Origin of the sequence: Micromonospora wenchangensis, assembly GCF_002210435.1 — a bacterium.
GTDB classification, from domain to species: Bacteria; Actinomycetota; Actinomycetes; order Mycobacteriales; family Micromonosporaceae; genus Micromonospora; species Micromonospora wenchangensis.
Genome location: NZ_MZMV01000089.1, coordinates 1 through 21,956 on the forward strand (window position 1 = coordinate 1; position 21,956 = coordinate 21,956).

The window sequence follows — 21,956 nt, forward strand, 5'->3', positions numbered from 1 at the left end:
CGCCCGAAACACCACCACCGACACCCCCGAACAACAACTCACCACCCTCCTCCACACCGGCGACACCTGGACCATCCGGCCGCTGGCCGACGCATGATCGACCGGATCACGCCACCGGGCGTCGTCGCCGTCGAGGCGTTCGACGACACCGACACCGAGCCGCTGCACCCCGAGGAGGCCGCGCTGGTGGCCCGCGCCGTCGAGAAGCGGGTGCGGGAGTTCACCACCGCCCGTACCTGCGCCCGCCGGGCCCTGCGCGCACTCGGCGTACCACCCGCCCCGGTGCTCACCGGCGACCGTGGCGCACCCGTCTGGCCGTCCGGTGTGGTCGGCAGCCTCACCCACTGCGCCGGCTACCGGGCCGCCGTGGTCGCCCGCGCGGCCGACGTCCGCGCCATCGGCATCGACGCCGAACCCGACGCGGCACTGCCCGACGGCGTGCTCGACGCGATCGCCCTGCCCGAGGAACGCGCCATGGTGGACCGGCTGGCCACCGACACCCCCGGGCCGCACTGGGACCGGCTGCTGTTCAGCGCCAAGGAGTCCCTCTACAAGGCATGGTTTCCGATCACCGGGATCTTCCTCGGCTTCGACGAGGCCCGGATCGTCCTGCACCCGGCCGACCGTACCTTCACCGGCCGCGTCCTCGTCCCCGGTCGCGGTCGGGACTTCGACGGTCGCTACCTGCACGACGGCGGTCTGACCCTGACCGTCGTCGCCGTGCCGCACTGAACCCGAGCCGCACCGCACCAGCCGAGCCGGACCGCACCAGCCCACCCGGAGCCGCGCCCCGCCGTGCGGACCCGGACGAACGAGGGGACCACACCCGATGAACGCCGGCATCTACGCCGTCAGCGACCTGCACGTGGCGTACCCGGAGAACCGGAAGATCGTGGAGAGCCTGTGGCCCCGCGCGGCCGGTGACTGGCTGATCGTCGCCGGTGACGTCGCCGAACTGTTCGCCGACGTCACCTGGGCGTTGACGCTGCTCGCCGAGCGGTTCGCCAAGGTGATCTGGGCGCCCGGCAACCACGAGCTGTGGACCCACTCGCAGGACCCGGTCCGGCTGCGCGGCGAGGCCCGCTACCAGGCCCTCGTGCGGCAGTGCCGGGACCTGGGGGTGGCCACCCCCGAGGACGAGTATCCGGTGTGGACCGGACCCGGCGGCCCGCTGCTGGTCGCGCCGCTGTTCGTCGGCTACGACTACTCGTTCCGGGAGCCGGGCGTCACCAGCAAGGAACGGGCACTGGCCCGCGCCCACGCCGCCGGGGTGGTCTGCGCCGACGAGGTCTTCCTGCACCCCGACCCGCACCCGAGCCGGGACGCCTGGTGCCGGGCCCGGGTGGCGATGACCGAGACCCGGCTCGCCGGCAGCGACCCGGCGGTGCCGAAGATCCTGGTCAACCACTACCCGCTGGTCCGGATGCCCACCGACATCCTGCGCTACCCCGAGTTCGCCCAGTGGTGCGGCACCGAACTCACCGCCGACTGGCACCGCCGCTTCCACGCCACGGCGGTGATCTACGGGCACCTGCACATCCCCCGGGTGACCTGGCACGACGGGGTGCGGTTCGAGGAGGTCTCCGTCGGCTACCCCCGGGAGTGGCGGACCCGCCCCCGCCCCGACTCGTGGCTGCGGCGGGTGCAGCCGACGCCCGTGCAGGTCTGACGGCTCACCCCTCGACGAGACGCTTCTTCCGCACCTTGCCCAGCGCGTTGCGGGGCAGGGCGTCGACCAGCCGGACCTCCCGGGGCCGCTTGTGCACCGACAGGTGCCGGGCGACGAAGTCCACCAGCTCCGGCCCGGTCACCCCGTCGCCGACCACGTACGCGGTGACCTGCTGCCCCAGGTCCGGGTGCGGCAGGCCCACCACGGCCGCCTCGCGCACCGCCGGGTGGGCCAGCAGCGCCTCCTCCACCTCACCCGCCCCGATCCGGTACCCGCCGCTCTTGATCAGGTCGGTGCTCGCCCGGCCGACGATGCGGTGCCAACCGTCCGGGCCGACCGTGGCGACGTCCCCGGTGCGGAACCAGCCGTCGGCGGTACGGCTCGCCGCGTCGGCGTCCGGCCGGTTCAGGTAGCCGTCGAACAGGGTCGGGCCGGTGACCAGCAGCTCGCCCATCGCCGTACCGTCGGTGGGCAGGTCCCGGCCCTGCTCGTCGACGATCCGGGTGCGTACCCCGGGCAGTGGCACCCCGACCGCGCCCGGACGGCGCGGGCCGTCGGCGCGGGCGCTCACCGTGATCAGGGTCTCCGTCATCCCGTACCGCTCGACGACCCGGTGCCCGGTCAACCCGGTGAGATCGTCGAAGACCGTCGTGGGCAGCGCCGCGCTGCCCGACACCAGCAGCCGCGCGCCGCGCAGGGCCCGCGCGGAGGCCGGCGCCGCGGCGATCCGCGACCAGATCGTCGGTACGCCGAAGTAGAGCGTCCCGCCGGCCGCCGCGTACCGCTCGGGCTGCGGCCGGCCGACGTGGTGCAGCCGACCGCCGACCCGCAACGGCCCGAGCACCCCGAGCACCAGCCCGTGCACGTGGAACAGCGGCAGCCCGTGCACCAGCAGGTCGTCCGGCGTCCACGCCCAGGCCTCGGCCAGCCCGTCCAGGCAGGTGGCGATCGCCCCCCGGGACAGCAGCGCGCCCTTCGGCGCGCCGGTGGTGCCGCTGGTGTAGAGGATCAGGGCGGTCCGCTCCGGTCCGGGCTCCGGATGCGTGGTCGCCGACACCCGGCGCAGGTCGACCGGGACGACCGGCAACCCGTCCGCCGCCGGGGAGTCCTCCGGGGTCGTGCCCGCCGGCGCGAGCAGGGCCCCGACCGCCGAGTCGCGCAGGATGTGCTCCCGCTCCCGGGGCCCGGCGTCGGGCGGCACCGGCACCACCGCCGTTCCCGCCAGCAGCGCGCCCACCACGCCCACCACGGTCTCGATCGTCGGGGTGGTCACGACCGCGACCCGGTCCAGGCCGCGCAGGTCGTCGGCGACGGCGGTGGCCAGCCCGAGCAGCCGGGACCGGGACAGGCACACGTCACCCACCCGCAGGAGATCCGGACGGTCGTCCACCGACGATGACATCGCGGCCAGCAGCGACACGGTCCACGCCCCTCCGGTTCGATCGCACGGGGGCACGGCGCGGCCCCGTGCGATCGACGCTAGTGCGGCGACCGGCCCGTCACCACCCCCCACCACGCTCCGCCACCCGGGGTGCCGGCGCGGCGGCCCGGCCCGCCGTCGGGACGGTTCAGGGGTCGGGTAAGGGTGCCGGTGCGGCGGCAGCTCCGCCTACCGTCGACCCAGACGGTTCCGTCGCCGGTCGACGGGGAAGGTGGCATCGACGTCATGACTTCCGAGCAACCACCAGCCGCGCCGCACCTCACGGTCACCGACGCGTCCGACGCCATCGCGTTCTACACCCGGGTCTTCGGTGCGGTCCCGTACCGGCAGGAGTGCCTTCCCGACGGGCGGGTGCTCGCCGCCGACCTCGTCGTCGACGGTCACCGGTTCACGGTCAGCGAGTGGACCGACCCGCCCGGGGTCGCCGCCGGGCTGCCGGTGCTCACCGTCACCTCCGCCGACGCCGACGCGGTGCTGCGCCGCGCCCGCGCGGCCGGCGCGCAGGTCAGCGCCGCCAACGGCACGCCGCGCGAGGTGCTGCTGCGCGACCGGCACGGCCGTAGCTGGGCCATCACCCGCCCCGAACCGCCGAGCTGACCGCGCGGCGTACCGGATCGCCCGGTGCTCAGCGGTTTGTCGCCGTCCGGCTGCGGTATCCCGATCGGGTACGCCGCTACGAGGAGGCCCCGGTGGACGTCGACGACCTGCTGACCGGAATCTACGACCAACTGCCCGACCTGGTGGACGCGGCGGTGGACGGGCTCACCCCCGAGGAGCTGTGCCGCACGCCCCGACCGGGCGTCAACCCGGTCGGCTGGCTGGTCTGGCACCTCACCCGGATCCAGGACCAGCAGGTCGCCGAGCTGCTCGGGGCCGACCAGGTGTGGGTCGCCGGTGACCGGGCGGCCCGGTTCGGGCTCCCCGCCGACCCGGCCGACACCGGCTACGGCCACACCCCGGAGCAGGTCGCCACGGTACGGCCGGAGAGCGCGCAGGCGCTCGTCGACTACCACCGGGCGGTGGCGGAACGGACCCGGGCGTTCCTGGCCGGGTTGCGCCCCGCGGACCTGGACCGGGTGGTCGACGAGAGCTGGGACCCGCCGGTGACCCTCGGGGTCCGGCTGGTCAGCATCGCCGCCGACGATCTCCAGCACGTCGGCCAGGCCGCCTACCTGCGGGGCCTGCTCCGGCCCTGACCCTTCCGGCCCGATCCCGTCCTTCCGGCCCGATCCCGTCTGGTCCGGCCCGATCTCGTCCGGTCCGGGTGAGCCGGCCTCACCCCCTCGGCCGGCACGCTGGCCAGGCACGTGACTCGTCGTGGGGGAGGGAAGCCGTGGGGACGTCGGTGGCGGAGTTCCTGGACCGGTGGGACGGGGCCCGGCGGCCCGACCTGCCGGAGACCACCAGCGGCACACTGCGCCTGGACGCCGCCGAGGACGGGCACACCGCGCACTGGCGGCTGACCATCCGTGACCAGCGCGTCGAGGTGACCCGCTCCGCCGCCGACGCCGACCTGGTCGTCCGCGCCGACCGGGAGGTCCTCGACCGGTTGGCGTCGGGCCGGACCCACCTCGCCACCGCACTGCTGCGTAACGACCTGTCGGTGCGGGGCAACATGCGGCTGCTGATGATGCTGCGGCGGATCTTCCCCGGCCCGCCCGACGCCCGGCACCCCCGGGAGGCCGCCCGGGAACGGGACGGCCACCGGTGAGGGAGGAACGGGTCCACGTCATCGCCGGCAACGCCTTCGCGGTCAGCGACGCGCACGGCGACATGGAGGTGGACCCGAGGGCGCCGGTGGGGTTGTTCTCCTTCGACACCCGGTTCCTGTCCCGCTGGGTGCTCACCATCGACGGGCAGCGGCTGCACGCCCTGTCCCGCGACGACATGACCTACTTCGAGACCCGGTTCTTCCTGGTCCCCGGCACGGCGAGCCACTACGTCGACGCGGACGTGTCGGTGATCCGGCACCGGTCCATCGACGACAGCTTCACCGAGCAGCTCACCGTGCTCAACCACTCCGCCGAGCCCGCCGAGTTCGTGGTGCGGATGGAGGTCGACGCGGACTTCGCCGACACCTCCGAGATCCGCAGCCCGACGCTCCGGCGGATCACCACCGTCGCCTCCCCGGCCGACGCGGTGCTGCGGCTGCGCTACGAACGGGACCGGTTCGCCCGGGAGGCGACGGTCTCCAGCACCGCCCCCGCCGACGTCGACGAGGGGGGTTTCACCTACCGGATCACCGTGCCGGCACACGGGACGTGGATCACCGACCTGCACGTCGGCATGTCCATCCGCGGCGAGGGCGGGCACGACCTGCGGGAGAGCCTGGAGTCGCACCGGCTGCGGGTACGCCACGACATGCGGCACGACCTGGACGACTGGCTCGACCGGGCACCGCAGCTGGTCAGCGAGCGGGAACGGCTGCCGGCGGTGTACGAGCAGGCGCTGACCGACCTGGCCGCGCTGCGCTACGTCCCGCTGGCGTACTCGGGGCGGGTGCCGGTGGGGGGCCTGCCCTGGGCGATGGCGCTCTACGGCCGGGACGCGTTGATCACGTGCCTGATGACCCTGCCGTTCACCCCGGAACTGGCCCCGAACACGCTGCGTATGCTCGCCCTGCTCCAGGGCGGCCGGCTCGACGACCAGCACGACGAGGAACCCGGCAAGATCCTCGGCGAGCTGCGGTACGGCGAGTCGGCCGCCTTCGACGAGCAGCCGACCGGGCTCTACTACGGCGCGGCCGACACCACCCCGCTGTTCGTGATCCTGCTCGACGAGTACGAGCGGTGGTCCGGCGACGCCGCGCTGGTGCGGCAGTTGCGGCACCCGGCCCGGATGGCGTTGGACTGGATCGACGGGTACGGCGACCTCACCGGCGACGGCTACCTGCGCTACCAGCGGCGCAACACCCGCAACGGGCTGGTGAACCAGGGCTGGCGCAACTCGCCTGACGCGATCGTGCACGCCGACGGCCGGGCCCCGGCCGGGCCCAGGGCCACCTGCGAACTCCAGGGCTACGCCTACGACGCGAAGCGGCGCGGGGCCCGCCTGGCCCGGGAGTTCTGGGGCGAGCCCGAGTACGCCGACCTGCTGGAGCGGCAGGCCGCCGCGCTGAGGGAACGGTTCAACCGGGACTTCTGGCTGCCCCGCCAGGAGCACTACGCGTCGGCCCTGGAGCCGGACGGCACCCCGGTGGCGGCGTTGACGTCCCAGCTCGGGCACCTGCTGTGGAGCGGGATCGTCGCGGAGGAACGGTCGGCCGCCCTCGCCGCCCACCTGGTCGGGCCGCAGCTCTTCTCCGGCTTCGGGGTCCGCACGTTCGCCGACGGGCAGTTGGCGTACAACCCGGTGGGCGCGCACCTGGGCGCCGTGTGGCCGTCGGACAACGCCCTCGTCGCGGCCGGGTTGCGGCGGTACCACCACGACGAGGAGGCCGCCCGGGTCGCCGACGGCATCTTCGCGATGGCTGACCTGGTCGGGGGATCGGTGCCGGAGGTGATCGCCGGGTATCCCCGTGCGGTCACCGGCTACCCGGTGCAGCTACCGATGGCCGGCCGCCCGCAGTCGTGGTCCGCCGGGGCCCTGCTGATGCTGCTGGGCACCCTCCTCGGGCTGCGGCCCTGCGGCGACAACCTGCTCGTGAACCCGGCCCTGCCCGACGGTTTCGGCCGGATCGAGCTGCTCGACGTGCCCGGTCGGTGGGGCCGGGCCGACGCGTACGGCCGGGACCGGTCGGCCGTCCGCCCGGGGCACCGCCCCCGGCTACGTTGACCGTCCGGCCGTCGGCGGTGGGGTCGGTTCCGCAGGGCCGTCCGGGTCGGTGGGCGGGGTGGGGCCGAACCGGGACAGGGCCCGGTCGACGCCGACGAAGAGCAGGCCGAGCAGCCAGAAGGCGACGGCGAAGAAGACCGCGCTGACCGCGACGCCGTCGTAGCCGAGCTGTCCGGCGTCGACGAACGGGTACGGGTAGCGGTGCACGATCAGCCCGCGTACCAGGGCGAACCCCAGGTACGCCAGCGGGAACGCCAGCCACCAGAGGGCATACCGGGGGCGTAGCCGGCCGCGCGGGTCGAACAGCGTCCAGTCGGCGAGGGCGAGCAGCGGCACGACGGTGTGCAGGAGCTGGTTGCCCACCGCCTCACCCGTCGCCCGGTCGGGCTGGGTCATCGCGAACGGGCTGGCCGGGTTCGCCAGCACCAGGTGGTAGACCACGCCGGTGATGGTGATGTAGAGGGTCACCGCGCCCTTGAGCGCCGACGGCGGTTCGGGTCGGCGTCGTGCGGCCTGCCAGGCGGCGTAGCCGGCGAAGAGGCCGACCGCCAGGTTGCTCTGGATGGTGAAGTACGGCAGCAGTCCGGTGACGGTGGCCGGGCCGAGGGCGGTGAGCACGATCCCGGCCAGCACACCGATCACGATCGCCAGCCGGAAGGCCACCGCCAGGCGTCGACGCCGCAGAGTCATCGGCGCAAGCTACCAGCCCCGCGACACCGGTCCCCGGCCGTGGGCCGGCTGGTCACCGGCCGGGTCCCGCCGAGCGGGTCGGTGTGGGGTGTCCTCGTGCACCGACCCGTCCGCGGGTGTCCCCGGTGCGGGAACGGCCATCGCGGCCCGGAACGCCGACACAGCCGCCGGCTCCCCGCGCAACTCGGCCGGGGCCGCGGCGGCGCGCACCGCGGTCAGCAGCGTCACCAACGGCCGTACCGGACCGGTCGCCCCGTCGACCGCCCCGCTGAGCAGCCGCTCAGCGGTTTCCTGATCCAGGCGGTATCGGGTCATCTCGTGTCCCTCAGCGTCGGCACGGGGCGGGACGTCACGCCGACGGTCCCCGACGTGGCCCCGGTCACACCCGGGCCGGGGTGACGGCGACGAAAACCGGGTCGACCTCCCTACGGTACGTGACCGGCCGGTATGCGCTGGTGTACAAACGCGCTGGACGGGTCCCACCGGGGGAGGTCGGCACCAGGTCCGAACGTGACCCCCTCGTGACGAACGCCTCGATCAGATCGGCGACGAGATGTCGGCCGCCGTCACCCGCGCGGCATCCGTGCTGGGGGAGGAGTCGGCCGCCGGTATCGACAGCGCCCGCCGGCTCCGGGGGGAACTCACCGCCGACCGGCGGGTCGACCCGGCGGCCTTCGACGAGATGGCCGGGCGGATCCGCAGGGACACCCACGCGCTGACCGACACGGGGGTCTGATCCTCGTCGGCTTCCTCGCCCGCTGCTCGGGCTCAGCCCATCGTCTTCGCGCCGTCGATGGACTCGCGGATGATGTCGGCGTGCCCGGCGTGCTGGGCGGTCTCGGCGATCACGTGCAGCGCCGTCCGGCGCACCGACCAGCCCGCCCCCGGCTCGAACCAGGGTGCCTCCGGCAACGGGTGGACCGTGTCCAGGTCGAGGGTGGCGATCAGCTCGTCGGTGCGGGCCGCCGTCTCGGCGTACCGGGCGAGCAGGTCGGTCAGGGTGTCGTCGGCGGTCATCCGGAACATGCCGGCCCAGTCGACCGGCTCGCTCTCCATCGCTTCCGCCCCGCCGGCCATGAACCGCGCCCACCGGTGCTCCACCAGGGTCACGTGCTTGATCAGGCCGCCCAGGCACAGCTCGCTGGCGGTGCTGCGGGCCGCCGCCTGCGCGTCGGTCAACCCGCGCACGGTGTGCCGCAGGAAGCCGCGGTGCAGGCCGAGGGACTGCAAGAGGTCGGCCCGTTCGCCGGTGAGCACCCGCTCCGAAGTGGTCATCCGCCACCCTCCGTGGTCGATGTCGTCGAGGGTCACGCTAGGGCCACCCTCCGACACTTTCCGCCCCGCCACACCGCAGGGTGCCCGGCCGGGACGAACCCGCCCGCGTCCGCCCCAGCGGTTGCCGATCCGGCCGCCGGGCGGTGCACTGGACCACATGGGAACGATCAGGGTGGGGACGTCGTCCTGGGCGGATCAGACGCTGCTGCGCGCCGGCTGGTATCCCCGGTCGGTGCGTACCCCGGCCCAGCGGCTGGGCTGGTACGCCGGACGGTTCGGGCTGGTCGAGGTGGACACCTCGTACTACGCCATCCCGGTGCCGGAGACCACCGGCGGCTGGGCGGCGGCCACCCCGCCGGGTTTCACCTTCGACGTCAAGGCGTTCAGCCTCTTCACCGGGCACCCGACGCCGGTGCAGGTGCTGCCGAGGGACCTGCGCCCGGCCACCGGGCCGTCCCGGGTCCGCCGCCGGGACCTGCCCGAGGCGACGTACGACGAGCTGTGGGCCCGGTTCCGGGCGGCGCTGGCACCGCTCGCGGCGGCCGACCGGCTCGGCGCGGTGCTGTTGCAGTTCCCGCCGTGGCTGGTGCGGGGGGAGGGCGCCCGGCGGCGGATCGCGGAACTGGCCGACCGGTGCCGGCCCTGGCGGGTCGCCGTGGAACTGCGCCACGGGTCCTGGTTCGACGGTGCGGCGGCGGCCGAGACGGTGACCTTCCTGCGCGACCACGACCTCAGCCTGGTCTGCGTCGACATGCCGCAGGGGCACCCGTCCTCGGTGCCCCCGATCATGATCGGTACCGCCGAGCCGGTGCTGGTCCGGATGCACGGCCACAGCGCGCACTGGGAACACGGCAGCAAGGAGGACCGGTTCCGGTACGCCTACGCCGACGACGAACTACGCCGCTGGGCCGACCTGCTCACCGACCTGGCCGACCGGTCCGGCGAACTGCACGTGCTGTTCAACAACTGCTGCGCGGGGCAGGCCCAGCGCGACGCCGCCCGGCTGGCCGAACTGCTCGGGGTGGCCCCCACGACGGCGGCCGCCGGCCACTGACCACGCCGGTACGGGGTCCGCCGGCGGCGCTGACGGCGGACCCCGTACCGGCCGGTCCCGGCGCGCCGGTCAGCCGGCCATCGCCATCCGCCGACGGGCCCCCGTCGCGGCCAGCCGGCCCATGGTCATCGGCGCGCCCATCAGCCCACCGGCGCGCCCGAGCATCCCCCGGAACACCTGGCCCGGCTTCTGCTGCTCACCCATGTACGCGGTGACCACCACCAATGCCCCGGTCAACGCCGGAATGGTCCACTGCAGGACCTTCATCTGCCGCTGCCGGTGCGCCACCTCGGCGGGCGTCTGGTAGTTGGGTTCGGTGGTCCCCGACACCGGCGGGTTGCCGGCGTTCTGCAACTTCATGCCGACCAACCGGCTGTACCCGGTGACCGCGAGCGCGCCGACGGTCAGCGCCGTCTTCACCGCGCTCATCCGACCCACCCCGGACTGGGCCATCATCCGGGGGCTCTCGGTGGCCAGCTCACCCACCGCCCCGGCCAGGTGCGCGCCGATCGCCGCCGCGTTGACCGGGGTCCACCGCGACCAGCCGGCCGAGGCCACCGGAAGCCGTTGGGTCGAGTCGCTGATCCGTGCCGCCGCTCCGTTGACGCCCAGCGCCCCCATCAGGGAGCCACCGAACCAGGCCGCCAGGCCGAGATCGTGCATCGAGCGCAGTGCGGTGTGTCGTTCCGACATCTGATCCCCCTCCACCGTGTTCGGGCGCAGCGGCATACCCGTCCCGACGGGGGCTACGCGCCCGGCTGGCGGCGGACCGGTGCGGGACCGGACACCGGGGTCAGCGGCGGGGCAGACCGGCCGCGAAGTCGGCCACCCGCCGGCTCAGCGGCAGGCCGGCCCGCACCCAGCGGAAGTGGTCCAGCGGGGCCCCCGCCTCGGCCGAGGTGTACCGGTGCCGGGTGACCGGCGCGGCGGTGAGCTTGCCGCACAGGTGGTCGACGATCGGGTGCGGGGTGTACTGGTCGTCGTCGACGCTGACCGCCAGCACCGGCAGGGTCAGCCGGCCCACCGCCGCGTCGCCGTCCACGCCGTCGAGGGTGGGGAAGCGGCCGGTGCGGGCGGTGCGCGCCCAGTCCCGGATCACCCCGCGCGCCTGCCGGCCGCCGAACCCCCAGCCCGGCCAGACCCCGAGCGTCCCGGCGACCGCCGCGATGCCCTGGCTGTACGGCAGCACGCCCCACCCGCGCAGGCCCGGGTAGCTGCGCCAGTACGGCATGCCGACGGCGAGCAGGGCCAGCCCGTCGACCTGGTCGACGCCGCGCAGGGCGAGGTGCAGCAGGGCCGCCTGCCCGCCGAGGGAGTGCCCGAGCAGCAGCGTCGGCCGGCCGTCCCGCCGGGGCTTGAGCGCGTCGAGGACCGCGCCGACGTCGGCGGCCAGCTCGCGGTAGCCGTACCGGCAGGCCCGCGACGGCGGGGGCGTGCTGGCCCCGGTGCCGCGCAGGTCGGCGACGACCACGGCCAGGCCGGCGGCGCGCAGCGCGGCGGCGAACGGGCGGTAGTACCGTGCGCGGACCCCCATCGCCGGGCAGATCAGCACCAACGGCGCGGCGGGCGACCCGGTGGGCTCCGGATAGACCTGGATGCCGATCCGGGCCCCGTCGACGTCGACGAACTCCTGCGTGTACTCCACGTCCCCGCTCACCGGCCCATCCTACCGGCCGGTAATAAGTGGTCCGCGCCCCGCCCGGCCGGGCCGTCGCGGCCGGTCAGGCCGCCGCCGGAGCCAGCCGGCCGACCCCGCTGACCGCGGCGTAGACGGTGCCGAGCTGCTCGGCCCAGTGCCGGAAGGAGTAGCGCACCCGCACCCGGTCCAGCGCCGCCGTGGCGTACGCGAAGCGGCGCACCCGGTCGGCGAGCAGCCGGCGGACCGCGGTGCCCAGCGCCCGGGGGTCACGCGGCGGCACCAGGTCCCCGGTCAGCCCGTCGACCACGCTGTCGGTGATCCCGCCGACCGCCGTGCCGACCACCGGCACGCCGCACGCCATCGCCTCCAGCGGGCTGCGGCCGAACGGCTCGTACCACGGGGCGGCGACCAGGACGTCGGCCGAGCGGTACCAGGCCGCCAGTTCCTCGCGGGGCACCGCGCCCACCAGCCGTACCCGGTCGGCGACACCACAGGACCCGGCGAGCGCGGTCAACCTGCGGGCCACGTCGTCAGCCGGCAGCGACCCGGCCGGCGGCCCGCCGACCACCACGTACTCGGCCCCGGGCACCCCGGGCAGCGCCCGCACGACGTCCTGCACGCCCCGGCGTTCGTGCAGCGGCCCGACGGTGAGCAGCCGGGGCCGGCCCGCGACCCGCGGTGCGGCCGGCCCGGTCGGGGCGAACAACCGCTCGTCCACCCCCGACGGCACCAGCGCCAGCCTCGCCCGGGGCACCCCGAGCCGGACCAGTTCCCCCAGCTCGTCGTGCGACTGGACGACGACCCGGTCGACGGCCCGCCCGAGCGCCCGCTCGTACCCGATCCGCCCCCGACCGGCCGGCTCCCGGCCACCCGGGCGGCGGCGGTACGCGCTGCCCAGGTCGTGGTACGTCAGCACCACCGGCGTGCCGGTACGCCGGCCGGCGTGCACGGCCGCCAGGCCGCTCAGCCAGAAGTGCGCGTGCGTCACGTCCGGCCGCCAGCCGGCCCGCTGCCAGTGCGCGGCCAGCCAACGGCCGAACTCGCCCACGTGGGGCAGGAGTTCGTCGGCCGGCACCGGCCGGGCGGGACCGGCGGGCACGTGCCACACCTGGTACCCCGCGTCGGTCGGCACCGTGTCGGGCAGGGTGGCGTCGTCCCGCCGGGTGTAGACCCGCACCTCGTGACCCTCGGCGGCCAGCGCCGCAGCCTGCTCGGCGACGTGGAGGTGCAGCCCCACGGCGTCCTGCCCGCCGGGAACGGCGAGCGGGCTGGCGTGCCCCGAGACCATCGCGATGCGCATGCTTCCTCCTCCGTGATCCGGTCACCGGCGAGGCGGAATCCGGTGCGGGGGCTCCGGCCGGCGTCATCACCCGGTCCCGCGCACCGGGCGCGCGACGGGCACCCGGCCGCCCTCGCGGCGCCGGTGCCCGGACGTCACGCGCCGCCCGGTATGCCGAACCAGTTGCCCAGCGCGGAGGCGGTAAACATCAACTTTGCGTGCCCGGACGAGCGCCCTGCGTGCCCCGTGACCGGTCGTGCTCAGGCCACCTCGGGCAGCATCCCCGGCCCGAACACCTCGTAGGCGATCCGCTCCACCGGCACACCCCGACGCAGCAGACCGCCGCGGACCCGGTTCATGAACGGCAGCGGACCGCACAGGTGCACGTGCGCGTCGGGGGAGAGCGGGATCAGCTCCGGGTCGATCCGGCCCCGGGTCACCTCGGCCGGCAACCCCGGGGCGTCGTCGCCGGTGATCTCCTCGTACCACAGCCGCAGGCGCAGCCGGGGCAGCCGGGCGTGCAGCTCGACCAGGTCGGCCCGGTGGGCGTGGGCGGCGCCGTCCCGGTCGGCGTGGGCCAGCACCACCGGCCGGTCCGGCGCGGTCGCCGCCAGGTGGGCCAGGGCCGACATCGCCGGGGTGAGCCCGATCCCGGCGCTGACCAGCAGCAGCGGCCCCTGGCCGGCGACCGCGCTCACCTCACCGAAGGGTGGGCTCAGCGGCAGGACGTCGCCGGGGCCGACGTGGTCGTGCAGGAAACCGGAGACCAGCCCGCCCGGGGCGGCGCCCGTGCCGCGTACCCGCTTGACGGTGATCCGCCAGTGGTCGGCGTCGGGACGGTCGGAGAGGCTGTACTGCCGGATCTGCCGGCCGCGCCCGCCGTCGAGGTCCACCGCGACCGAGACGTACTGGCCGGGGACGAAGCCCGGCACCGGGCCGCCGTCGACCGGGACGAGGGTGACCGAGACGACGTCGGTGGCCTGCGGCGTCACCCCGGTGACCCGCCAGTCGCGCCAGACCACCCCGCCGTGGGGCAGCCCGCTGGCCGTGTACAACCGGGCCTCCCGGGCCACCAGCTCGCAGGCCATCAGCCAGTACACCTCGTCCCAGGCGGCGGCGACCTGCGGGGTGACCGCCGCACCCAGCACCTCGCCGATGGCGGCCATCAGGTGCCTGCCCACCAGCGGGTACTGGCCGGCGGAGATGCCCAGCGAGGCGTGCTTGTGCGCGATGCGCTCCAGCACCGCCGTCCACCCGGTCGCGGCCTCGCCGGTGAGATGCCCGGCGTACGCGACCACCGAGGCGGCCAGTGCCGCCTGCTGCCGGCCGGTCGCCTGGTTGCCCCGGTTGAACAGGTTCAGCAGTTCCGGATGGGCGGCGAACATCCGGGCGTAGAACCGGCCGGTGATCCGGTCGGCGTGGGCCCGGACCACGGGCAGGGTGGCGGTGACGACGGCGGCTGACGACTCCGAGAGCACGGCTCCTCCTCCAGCTGGGGTACCGGAGACCACTCAAACAGGAATCTGAAAGTCCTCTTAGGGCCGAAAGTCCCGGGCCCGTCGGCGCACCGGCACCGCCGCCCGGCCCCTGTCCGCCACCAGGGGCGCTGGCTAGGGTCGGACCGTGAAGCTCAACCTGTCGACGGACATGGCCCTGCGGATCGCCATGCTCACCGCCCCCGCGTCGACCCGGACCACCGTCGACGAGTTGGCCGAACGGCTGGACCTGCCCCGCAGCCACGTGGCCAAGGTGGTCCAGCGGCTCCAGCGCATCGGCGTGCTGTTCACCGTCCGGGGCCGATCCGGCGGGGTGGCGTTCGCCGAGGGGGCCGAACGGATCACCGTCGGCCGGGTCGTGCGCGCCTTCGAGGGGGAGGGGGAGGTGGTCTCCTGCGAGGAGACCGGCTGCGCCCTGCGTGCCGACTGCCGCCTGCGGGTCCAGCTCCGCCGCGCCCAGGCCGCCTTCCTCGCCGTACTCGACGAGGTGCCCCTGGCGGAACTTGCCGACGGCCCGGCGGCGGCCCTGCTGCCCACCCCCCTGCCCGGCCCGGCCGTGGCCCGCACCCCGGCGGCGACCTGAGCGGAACCGGCGGGCGCGGACCGGTCGGCCGGCGGGGCGACCCGGACGGTCACCCCACCGGCCGCCGGCTCAGCCGACCTGGATCGTCCCGTCCGGCGAGCGGACGCAGGAGACCGCCCGGGCGCTGGTCGCCACCGCGCCGGTCAGGCACCGGCCCAGCACCTGGTGCCCGGCCGCGCTCGGGTGCCAGGACTCCTGGCAGGTCTGGAAGTACGTCCCGCAGGTGTTCGCGATCCGCTGGATGTCCAGCTTGTCGTAGCCGGACAGGCTGGTCACGAAGACCCCCGAGGTGCCGTCCTGGAGCCGGATCGGGGTGGCCAGCGCGTTGCCCGGGCTGCCCGCCGACTCGCACAGCCGGGCACCGTCGAAGGCCCGCTGCACGTTGAGGTAGACCAGGTCGGCGGCGGGGAACTCGGCGGCCAGGGTGCTGCGGACCGAACTCACCAGGGTGCCCAGGCCCTGCGAGAAGCGCTGGCCGGGGGCGAGGCTGGCCCGGTGGATCGGGCAACCGGCGGCGTACCGCTCGGCCCCCAGGTCACGGAACTTGTCCCGGGTGTCGTCCCGGCTGTCCTCCTCCCAGTAGGTCGAGGCCAGCTCCGGCGGCAGCGGGTTGGTGTAGTCCTGGAAGACGATCCGGTGCTGGCCGTCGGCGTCGATCTGGTCCAGCGTGGTCAGGATCTGCCGGACCGCCGCCGTGGTCTCCGCCGTCGCGGCGGCGACCTGGGCGGAGGTGGCCAGGTCGGCGTCCGAGCAGGGCTCCTGCTCCACCGGCCCGCCCAGGTACGCCCAGAACTCCCACCACCCGGTCCAGGCGTCGGCGATGAACCGGTTCGCGCACTTCTCGGCGACGGTGCCGAAGGTGAACGAGCTGTTGTTCGAGCCGAGCCCGATCAGCACCAGGTCGATGTCGTGGGTCTGCCCGACCGCGCGCAACTGGTCGAGCTGGGCGGCGACCTGGCGGCCCTTGGCCCGGCTGGCCGAGGCGTTGGCGATATCGTACGGCTGGCCGCCGGAGCAGGCCAGGTTGAACCGGGCGGCGATCCCCGGCAGGTCCGCCTTGAACAGTGAGGCGTTCGGTGAGCGGTGGCAGAAGTACGCGTTGCTGTTCGGCGCCGACCAGCCCGGGAAGGGCTGGGCGACCCCGTTGACGTCGGTCACCGACGAGTACGCCCCGGCCCCCTCGCCGCTGATGAAGCTGTCGCCGAGGGCGACCGCGGCGGTGGGCAGCGCGGCGACGGCCGGCGCGGGCGGGCCGGCGGCGACCGGCAGGGCGGCCGCGGCGACGGTGAGCAGCGCCGCGAGGGCGCTACGGTGGAACCTGGACATGACGTCCCCCATCTGTCCATGGAAATGTGAAAGATCCTTCTGGGCCGGATCAGATCACTTGGCGAGATGGACGTCAATGCCTCTTAACACGATCGTCGAATGGTGGAAACGGTCGTTTCGGGTCCGGTGCGCGCCCCGCCAGGGAAGGCCCCGACGCCCGGCGGCGTTGTCCCCGGCGGACGCGCACCCGCCGTCCGACGTGGGGCTGCACCGCGCTGTCGGGGCGTACGGCTACGCTCGCTGCGGCACGCCGCGCGTGGAGATCGAGACGGTGAGCGGCACCACACCGCCGAGACCGGGGAGTACGACCAGTTGACCGCACAGCCTGAGACCCTCTACGGGGCAGACGACCTCACCCACCTGGAGGGCCTGGACGCCGTCCGCAAGCGTCCCGGCATGTACATCGGCTCCACCGACAGTCGTGGCGTGGGTCACCTCGTCAACGAGATCCTCGACAACTCCACCGACGAGGGTGTCGCCGGTCACGCCACCACGGTCGAGGTGATCCTGCACGCCGACGGCTCGGTGCAGGTCGACGACGACGGCCGGGGCATCCCCACCGACGTGCACGCCAAGTCCGGCATCTCCGGGGTCGAGCTGGTGCTCACCCGGCTGCACGCCGGCGGCAAGTTCGGCGGCTCCGGCTACAAGACCTCCGGCGGCCTGCACGGCGTGGGCGCCTCCGCCGTCAACGCGCTGTCCCGCCGGTTCGACGTGACCGTCCGGCGTGGCGGCAAGGTGCACGCGATGTCCTTCCGGCACGGCGTGCCCGGCGTCTTCGCCGGCGACGGCCCGGACGCCCCGTTCACCCCCGGCCCCGGCCTGCAGGTCGTCGGGGCGATGAAGCGGGGCCAGCGCACCGGCACCTCGATCCGCTACTGGCACGACGCCCGCTACTTCGAGACCGGCGCGCGCCTCGACGTCGAGGCCGTCCGGATGAAGCTGCGCAACACCGCCTTCCTGGTCCCCGGGGTCGACTACCGGCTGCGCGACGAGACCGCCGAGGAACCGGTCGAGGAGCGCTTCCACTACCCCAACGGGCTTACCGACATGGTCGAGTTCCTGGCCCCGGCCGGTGACCGGCCGGTCTCCGGCACCCTGCTGGTCACCGGCGAGGGGACGTACCGGGAGAACGCCGCCGACGCCAACGGCGTGATGCAGTCCAACGTGCAGCGCCGGGCCGAGGTCGAGATCGCCTTCCGCTGGGGCACCGGCTACGAGCGCACCGTCGAGTGCTTCACCAACACCATCCGCAACGCCCACGGCGGCACCCACCGCCGGGGCTTCGAGCGGGCGCTGACCCGGACCCTGGCCGACGCCGTCCGCAACACCCGGGGCCTGCTCAAGCCCAAGGAGGACCCGCCCACCCTGGACGACGTCCTGGAGGGGATGACGGCGGTGGTGCACGTGCGCATCCCCGAGCCGCAGTTCACCTCGCAGACCAAGGACGAGCTCTCCACCGCCGGCATCACCAAGGTGCTCCAGACCCTGGTCGAGCAGCACGTCAAGGCGTGGCTGGAGGACCGGCGCAGCAAGGCCGAGGCGCGCACGGTGCTCCAGAAGATCGTCGACGCGGCCCGGGTCCGGCTGACCCAGAAGCAGCAGAAGGACGCGGCCCGGCGCAAGACCGCCCTGGAGGGCGCGTCGATGCCCGCCAAACTGGTCGACTGCCGCGCCGCGGGAATCGACAGAAGTGAATTATTCATCGTGGAAGGCGACAGCGCCCTCGGCACAGGGCGACTTGCCCGTTCTGCCGAGTATCAGGCACTTCTGCCGATCCGCGGCAAGATCCTCAACGTGCAGAAGGCCAACCTCCAGCAGGTGCTCGACAACGCCGAGTGCGCCGCGATCGTGCAGGTGCTCGGGGCCGGCTCGGGGCGTACCTTCGACCTGTCCGCGCTGCGCTACGGCCGGGTGCTGATCATGGCGGACGCCGACGTGGACGGCGCGCACATCCGGACCCTGCTGATCACCCTGTTCGCCCGCTACATGCGACCGCTGATCGAGGCCGGCCGGCTCTACGCCGCGATGCCGCCGCTGCACAAGATCACCACGAAGGGGCGCAGCCCGCAGACCACCTACACCTACACCCAGGCCGAGATGGAGGCGACGGTCCGCAAGCTGGAGAAGGCCGGCAGGCAGATCGTCACCCCGATCCCGCGCTTCAAGGGCCTCGGTGAGATGGACGCCGACGAGTTGTGGGAGACCACGATGAACCCGGCCACCCGGGCGGTCCGCCGGATCACCCTCGACGACGTCGACGCCGCCGAGCGCATCCTCGAACTGCTGATGGGCGAGAAGGTCGAGCCGCGCCGCAACTGGCTGATCGACTCCTCCGACCGGGTCGACCGCGACGCGATCGACGCATGAGCACCCAGGGCGTGAGCATCCGACGCCTGAGCACCGTGGCCGCCGTACACCGGGAAGAGAGCTGAACGATGGCACGCCGTAAGGACGACCGCGCCAAGGTGGACCTGTCCGCCTTCGACCAGGCCGGCGCGCGGGTCTTCGACAACCCGCTGGTCACCGAGGTGTCCGACTCCTACCTGGAGTACGCCTTCTCGGTCATCCACTCCCGCGCCCTGCCCGACGCCCGCGACGGCCTCAAGCCGGTGCACCGCCGCATCCTGTGGTCGATGCACGAGCAGGGCCACCGCCCCGACCGGGGGCACGTCAAGTCGGCCCGGATCGTCGGCGACGTCATGGGCAAGTACCACCCGCACGGCGACACGGCGATCTACGACGCGATGGTCCGGCTCGCCCAGGACTTCTCGCTCAACGCCCCACTCATCGACGGGCATGGCAACTTCGGTTCCCCGGACGATGGCCCGGCCGCCGCGCGCTACACCGAGGCCCGGCTCTCCCGGGAGGCGATGCTGCTCGTCGGTGAGTTGGGCGAGGACACCGTCGACGTCGAGCCCAACTACGACGGCTCGCTGACCCAGCCGACAGTGCTGCCCGCCGCCTTCCCCAACCTGCTGGTCAACGGGGCGTCCGGGATCGCGGTCGGGATGGCGACCAACATGATCCCGCACCACCTCGGCGAGGTGGTCTCCGCCGCCCGTTGGCTGATCAACCACCCGGACGCCGACCTCGACAAGCTGATGGAGTTCGTCCCCGGCCCCGACCTGCCCACCGGTGGCCTGCTACTCGGCCTGGACGAGGTGCGCCGGGCGTACGAGACCGGGCGCGGTGTGGTGCGGATGCGCGGCCGGGTCGAGATCGGCCCGCTGGAGGGCAGCCGGGGCCGGCAGGCGATCACCGTGGTCGAGCTGCCGTACGGCGTCGGCGCGGAGAAGGTCATCGCGGCGATCACCAACGAGGTCAACAAGACCAAGCGGCTCACCGGCATCGCCGACGTCAAGGACCTCACCGACCGGGAGAGCGGCACCCGGCTGGTCGTCGAGTGCAAGGTCGGGGTCAACCCGCAGGCACTGCTGGCCGACCTCTACCGGCTGACCCCGCTGGAGCAGTCGTTCGGCATCAACAACCTGGTGCTGGTCGACGGGCAGCCGCGCACCCTCGGGTTGAAGGCGCTGCTGGAGGTGTTCCTGGCCCACCGCTACGAGGTGGTGACCCGGCGCAGCGCGTACCGGCGGCGCAAGCGCGAGGAGCGGCTGCACCTGGTCGACGGCCTGCTGATCGCCCTGCTCGACATCGACCGGGTGGTCAAGCTGATCCGGGCCAGCGAGGACGCCCAGGCCGCCAAGGACGGCCTGATGCAGAAGTTCAAGCTGTCCGAGATCCAGGCCACCTACATCCTGGACACCCCGCTGCGCCGGTTGACGAAGTACGACCGGATCGAGCTGGAGGCCGAGCAGGAGAAGCTGCGCGGGGAGATCGCCGCGCTGTCGAAGATCCTCGACGACCCGAAGGTGCTCCGGAAGGTCGTCTCCGACGAGCTGGCGGCCGTGGTGAAGCAGTTCTCCGGGGCGCGGCGGACCACCCTGGTCGACGGGGATCTCAAGGAGGTGCTGGCGGCGTCGGTGCCGGCCGGGCCGCTGGAGGTGGCCGACGACCCGTGTCAGGTGATCCTCTCGGCGACCGGGCTGGTCGCCCGGACCGCGGCCGAGTCGGAGGAGGCGTCCGAGGGGCGTCGGCGTAACGGCCGGGTCAAGCACGACACCGTACGCGCGGTCGTGCACACCACGGCCCGGGGTCGGGTGCTCCTGGTCACCAGCGCCGGCCGGGCCTTCAAGGTCGACGTGTTGCCGCTGCCGGTGCTGCCCGAGCAGGCCGGCACGGTGTCGCTGCGGGGCGGGATGGCCGCCGCCGAGCTGGTCCCGCTGGCGGCGGGGGAGACGGTGATCGGGCTGGCCCCGCTCGGCCCGACCGCGCAGGGCTCACCGGGCCTGGCGGTGGGCACCCGGCAGGGCGTGGTGAAGGTGTGCACGCCGGAGTGGCCGGTGCGGTCCGACGAGTTCGAGGTGATCTCGTTGCGGTCGGGCGACGAGGTGGTGGGGGCCACCTGGCTCGACGACGGCAGCGAGACGTTGGCCTTCGTGACCAGCGAGGCGTCCCTGCTGCGGTTCGCGGCGTCCCTGGTCCGCCCGCAGGGGCTCAAGGGTGGCGGGATGGCCGGGATCGGCCTGCCGGCGGGCGCCCGGGTGGTGTTCTTCGGCGCGGTCCGCACCGACGACGCCGTGCACGGGGAGCCGATGGTGGTCACCTCGACGGGGGCGACGGTCAAGGTGACCCCGTTCGCGTCGTACCCGGCGAAGGGCAGGGCGACCGGCGGGGTGCGGGCGCAGCGGTTCCTCAAGGGTGAGACGGATCTGGTGGTGGCCTGGATCGGCGCGCGGCCGGTGGGTGCGACGGCGACGGGTGACCCGGTGGAGCTGCCGCCGGCCGATCCGCGCCGGGACGGGTCCGGTTTCGCGGTCATGCTCGGCCCGACCGTCGTCGGGCACCTGATCGAACGCGACTGAGGTCGCCCCGGCCGCCGCGCGGGCTGACGGCCGCCCCGTCGGCGTCAGGCGACGTCGACGGGGCGGAACTGGACGCTGACCCGGGGGCCGACCGGGCGGGTGGTCTTGGGCACGGCATGTTCCCAGGTGCGCTGGCAGGACCCGCCCATCACCACCAGGTCGCCGTGGCCGAGCGGGAAACGCAGGGTGTCGCCGCCGCCCCGGGGGCGCAGCAGCAGCGGGCGGGGCGCGCCGAACGACACGATCGCCACCATCGTGTCGGTGTGCGCGGAACGGCCGAGGGTGTCCCCGTGCCAGGCGACGCTGTCCCGCCCGTCGCGGTAGAGGCACATGCCGGCGGTGACGAACGGCTCGCCCAACTCGGCGGCGTAGTGCCGGCTCAGTGCCGTGCGGGCGGCGGTGAGCAGCGGGTGCGGCAGCGGTCGGTCGGGGCCGTACCAGCAGAGCAGGCGGGGGACGTCGACCTGCGTGTCGTACATGGTGCGGCGTTCGGCCCGCCAGGGGACGCCGGTGCGCAGGGTGTCGAGGACCGCGTCGGAGCCGTGCACCCAGCCGAGCAGGTGGTCGACCCACGCGCCCCGGGTGAGCATCCGGCGGCGCAGCCCGGCCAGCGGGGTCAGCGTCGGGCCGGCGTCGGTGAGGTCGAGCATCGACGGTTGGTAGGCGGCCTGCGGCATACCCGGCACCCTATCAGGGTTTTAGTACACCCGTACGATCGGCGATCCGGGTGAGGACGGCCTCGGCCACCCGCTGCCGGCCGCGCCCGTCGACGGTGGCCCAGGCGCGGGCGGCGAGCGCCGCC

The 21,956-nt window shown here is 74.1% G+C and carries 21 protein-coding genes; 11 read left to right on the forward strand and 10 right to left on the reverse strand.

Annotation, left to right across the window (positions count from 1 at the left end; genetic code table 11):
* The first annotated feature begins 93 nt into the window (after nt 1-93).
* Together B5D80_RS30365 and B5D80_RS30370 are read left to right on the forward strand one after the other, a co-directional pair.
* Nucleotides 94-732, forward strand: coding sequence for a 4'-phosphopantetheinyl transferase family protein (locus B5D80_RS30365; protein ID WP_088647366.1), 639 nt, complete (start codon nt 94-96; stop codon nt 730-732).
* Between the two features lie 97 nt (nt 733-829).
* Nucleotides 830-1,669: a metallophosphoesterase family protein gene (locus B5D80_RS30370; protein ID WP_088647367.1), complete on the forward strand. Its 840-nt coding sequence runs from the start codon at nt 830-832 to the stop codon at nt 1,667-1,669.
* 4 nt (nt 1,670-1,673) lie between these two features.
* Here the strand turns inward: B5D80_RS30370 and B5D80_RS30375 are convergent, their stop codons facing one another.
* Complete coding sequence (locus B5D80_RS30375; protein WP_425437295.1) at nt 1,674-3,071, reverse strand: acyl-CoA synthetase; 1,398 nt, start codon at nt 3,069-3,071, stop codon at nt 1,674-1,676.
* 264 nt (nt 3,072-3,335) lie between these two features.
* On the opposite strand from B5D80_RS30375, the gene B5D80_RS30380 reads away from it, so the two are divergent.
* From B5D80_RS30380 to B5D80_RS30395, 4 genes are all read left to right on the forward strand, one after another.
* On the forward strand, nt 3,336-3,707 hold the full coding sequence (locus B5D80_RS30380; RefSeq protein WP_088647382.1) for a VOC family protein: 372 nt from the start codon (nt 3,336-3,338) through the stop codon (nt 3,705-3,707).
* Between the two features lie 92 nt (nt 3,708-3,799).
* Entirely contained in the window at nt 3,800-4,306 is a 507-nt protein-coding gene (locus B5D80_RS30385; protein WP_088647369.1) for a mycothiol transferase, read from the forward strand.
* Between the two features lie 137 nt (nt 4,307-4,443).
* Entirely contained in the window at nt 4,444-4,821 is a 378-nt protein-coding gene (locus B5D80_RS30390) for an SCP2 sterol-binding domain-containing protein (RefSeq protein ID WP_088647370.1), read from the forward strand.
* Nucleotides 4,818-6,884 (forward strand): amylo-alpha-1,6-glucosidase, encoded by a 2,067-nt coding sequence (locus B5D80_RS30395; RefSeq protein ID WP_088647371.1) that lies wholly within the window; start codon nt 4,818-4,820, stop codon nt 6,882-6,884. Before B5D80_RS30390 ends, B5D80_RS30395 begins: the two co-directional genes overlap by 4 nt.
* Here the strand turns inward: B5D80_RS30395 and B5D80_RS30400 are convergent.
* Nucleotides 6,876-7,574, reverse strand: a complete 699-nt coding sequence (locus B5D80_RS30400; protein ID WP_169733128.1) for a Pr6Pr family membrane protein — start codon at nt 7,572-7,574, stop codon at nt 6,876-6,878. The genes B5D80_RS30395 and B5D80_RS30400 overlap by 9 nt on opposite strands.
* A gap of 9 nt (nt 7,575-7,583) precedes the next feature.
* Nucleotides 7,584-7,889 carry a hypothetical protein gene (locus tag B5D80_RS30405; protein ID WP_088647372.1) on the reverse strand — a complete coding sequence of 102 codons (306 nt, stop codon included), beginning with the start codon at nt 7,887-7,889 and terminating at the stop codon, nt 7,584-7,586.
* A 238-nt stretch (nt 7,890-8,127) separates the two neighbouring features.
* Between B5D80_RS30405 and B5D80_RS30410 the strand changes: the two genes are divergently transcribed.
* Nucleotides 8,128-8,310: a hypothetical protein gene (locus tag B5D80_RS30410; RefSeq protein ID WP_088647373.1), complete on the forward strand. Its 183-nt coding sequence runs from the start codon at nt 8,128-8,130 to the stop codon at nt 8,308-8,310.
* 32 nt (nt 8,311-8,342) lie between these two features.
* Here the strand turns inward: B5D80_RS30410 and B5D80_RS30415 are convergent, their stop codons facing one another.
* Nucleotides 8,343-8,849 (reverse strand): DinB family protein, encoded by a 507-nt coding sequence (locus B5D80_RS30415; protein ID WP_088647383.1) that lies wholly within the window; start codon nt 8,847-8,849, stop codon nt 8,343-8,345.
* Nucleotides 8,850-9,006: 157 nt separating this feature from the next.
* On the opposite strand from B5D80_RS30415, the gene B5D80_RS30420 reads away from it, so the two are divergent.
* Entirely contained in the window at nt 9,007-9,903 is an 897-nt protein-coding gene (locus B5D80_RS30420; RefSeq protein WP_088647374.1) for a DUF72 domain-containing protein, read from the forward strand.
* A 69-nt stretch (nt 9,904-9,972) separates the two neighbouring features.
* On the opposite strand, the gene B5D80_RS30425 is transcribed toward B5D80_RS30420, so the two are convergent.
* The 4 genes from B5D80_RS30425 to B5D80_RS30440 form a co-directional block, all read right to left on the reverse strand.
* Complete coding sequence (locus B5D80_RS30425) at nt 9,973-10,596, reverse strand: hypothetical protein (protein WP_088647384.1); 624 nt, start codon at nt 10,594-10,596, stop codon at nt 9,973-9,975.
* Nucleotides 10,597-10,696: 100 nt separating this feature from the next.
* Entirely contained in the window at nt 10,697-11,560 is an 864-nt protein-coding gene (locus B5D80_RS30430; RefSeq protein WP_088647375.1) for an alpha/beta hydrolase family protein, read from the reverse strand.
* A gap of 64 nt (nt 11,561-11,624) precedes the next feature.
* The gene (locus tag B5D80_RS30435; RefSeq protein WP_088647376.1) at nt 11,625-12,842 is read right to left on the reverse strand and encodes a glycosyltransferase; all 1,218 of its coding nucleotides are present in this window, start codon (nt 12,840-12,842) and stop codon (nt 11,625-11,627) included.
* 239 nt (nt 12,843-13,081) lie between these two features.
* A complete protein-coding gene (locus tag B5D80_RS30440) occupies nt 13,082-14,299 on the reverse strand; it encodes a globin domain-containing protein (RefSeq protein WP_088647377.1) in 1,218 nt (405 codons plus the stop codon).
* A gap of 145 nt (nt 14,300-14,444) precedes the next feature.
* Between B5D80_RS30440 and B5D80_RS30445 the strand changes: the two genes are divergently transcribed.
* Nucleotides 14,445-14,900 (forward strand): RrF2 family transcriptional regulator, encoded by a 456-nt coding sequence (locus B5D80_RS30445; protein ID WP_088647378.1) that lies wholly within the window; start codon nt 14,445-14,447, stop codon nt 14,898-14,900.
* 69 nt (nt 14,901-14,969) lie between these two features.
* On the opposite strand, the gene B5D80_RS30450 is transcribed toward B5D80_RS30445, so the two are convergent.
* Nucleotides 14,970-16,226, reverse strand: coding sequence for an SGNH/GDSL hydrolase family protein (locus B5D80_RS30450; protein WP_088647385.1), 1,257 nt, complete (start codon nt 16,224-16,226; stop codon nt 14,970-14,972).
* A gap of 312 nt (nt 16,227-16,538) precedes the next feature.
* Between B5D80_RS30450 and B5D80_RS30455 the strand changes: the two genes are divergently transcribed.
* Nucleotides 16,539-18,596: a DNA gyrase/topoisomerase IV subunit B gene (locus tag B5D80_RS30455; RefSeq protein ID WP_088647379.1), complete on the forward strand. Its 2,058-nt coding sequence runs from the start codon at nt 16,539-16,541 to the stop codon at nt 18,594-18,596.
* A gap of 68 nt (nt 18,597-18,664) precedes the next feature.
* Entirely contained in the window at nt 18,665-21,154 is a 2,490-nt protein-coding gene (locus tag B5D80_RS30460) for a DNA gyrase/topoisomerase IV subunit A (protein ID WP_088647380.1), read from the forward strand.
* Nucleotides 21,155-21,198: 44 nt separating this feature from the next.
* Here B5D80_RS30460 and B5D80_RS30465 read toward each other — a convergent pair whose 3' ends face one another.
* The gene (locus B5D80_RS30465) at nt 21,199-21,831 is read right to left on the reverse strand and encodes an alpha-ketoglutarate-dependent dioxygenase AlkB (RefSeq protein WP_088647381.1); all 633 of its coding nucleotides are present in this window, start codon (nt 21,829-21,831) and stop codon (nt 21,199-21,201) included.
* Between the last annotated feature and the right edge of the window lie 125 nt (nt 21,832-21,956).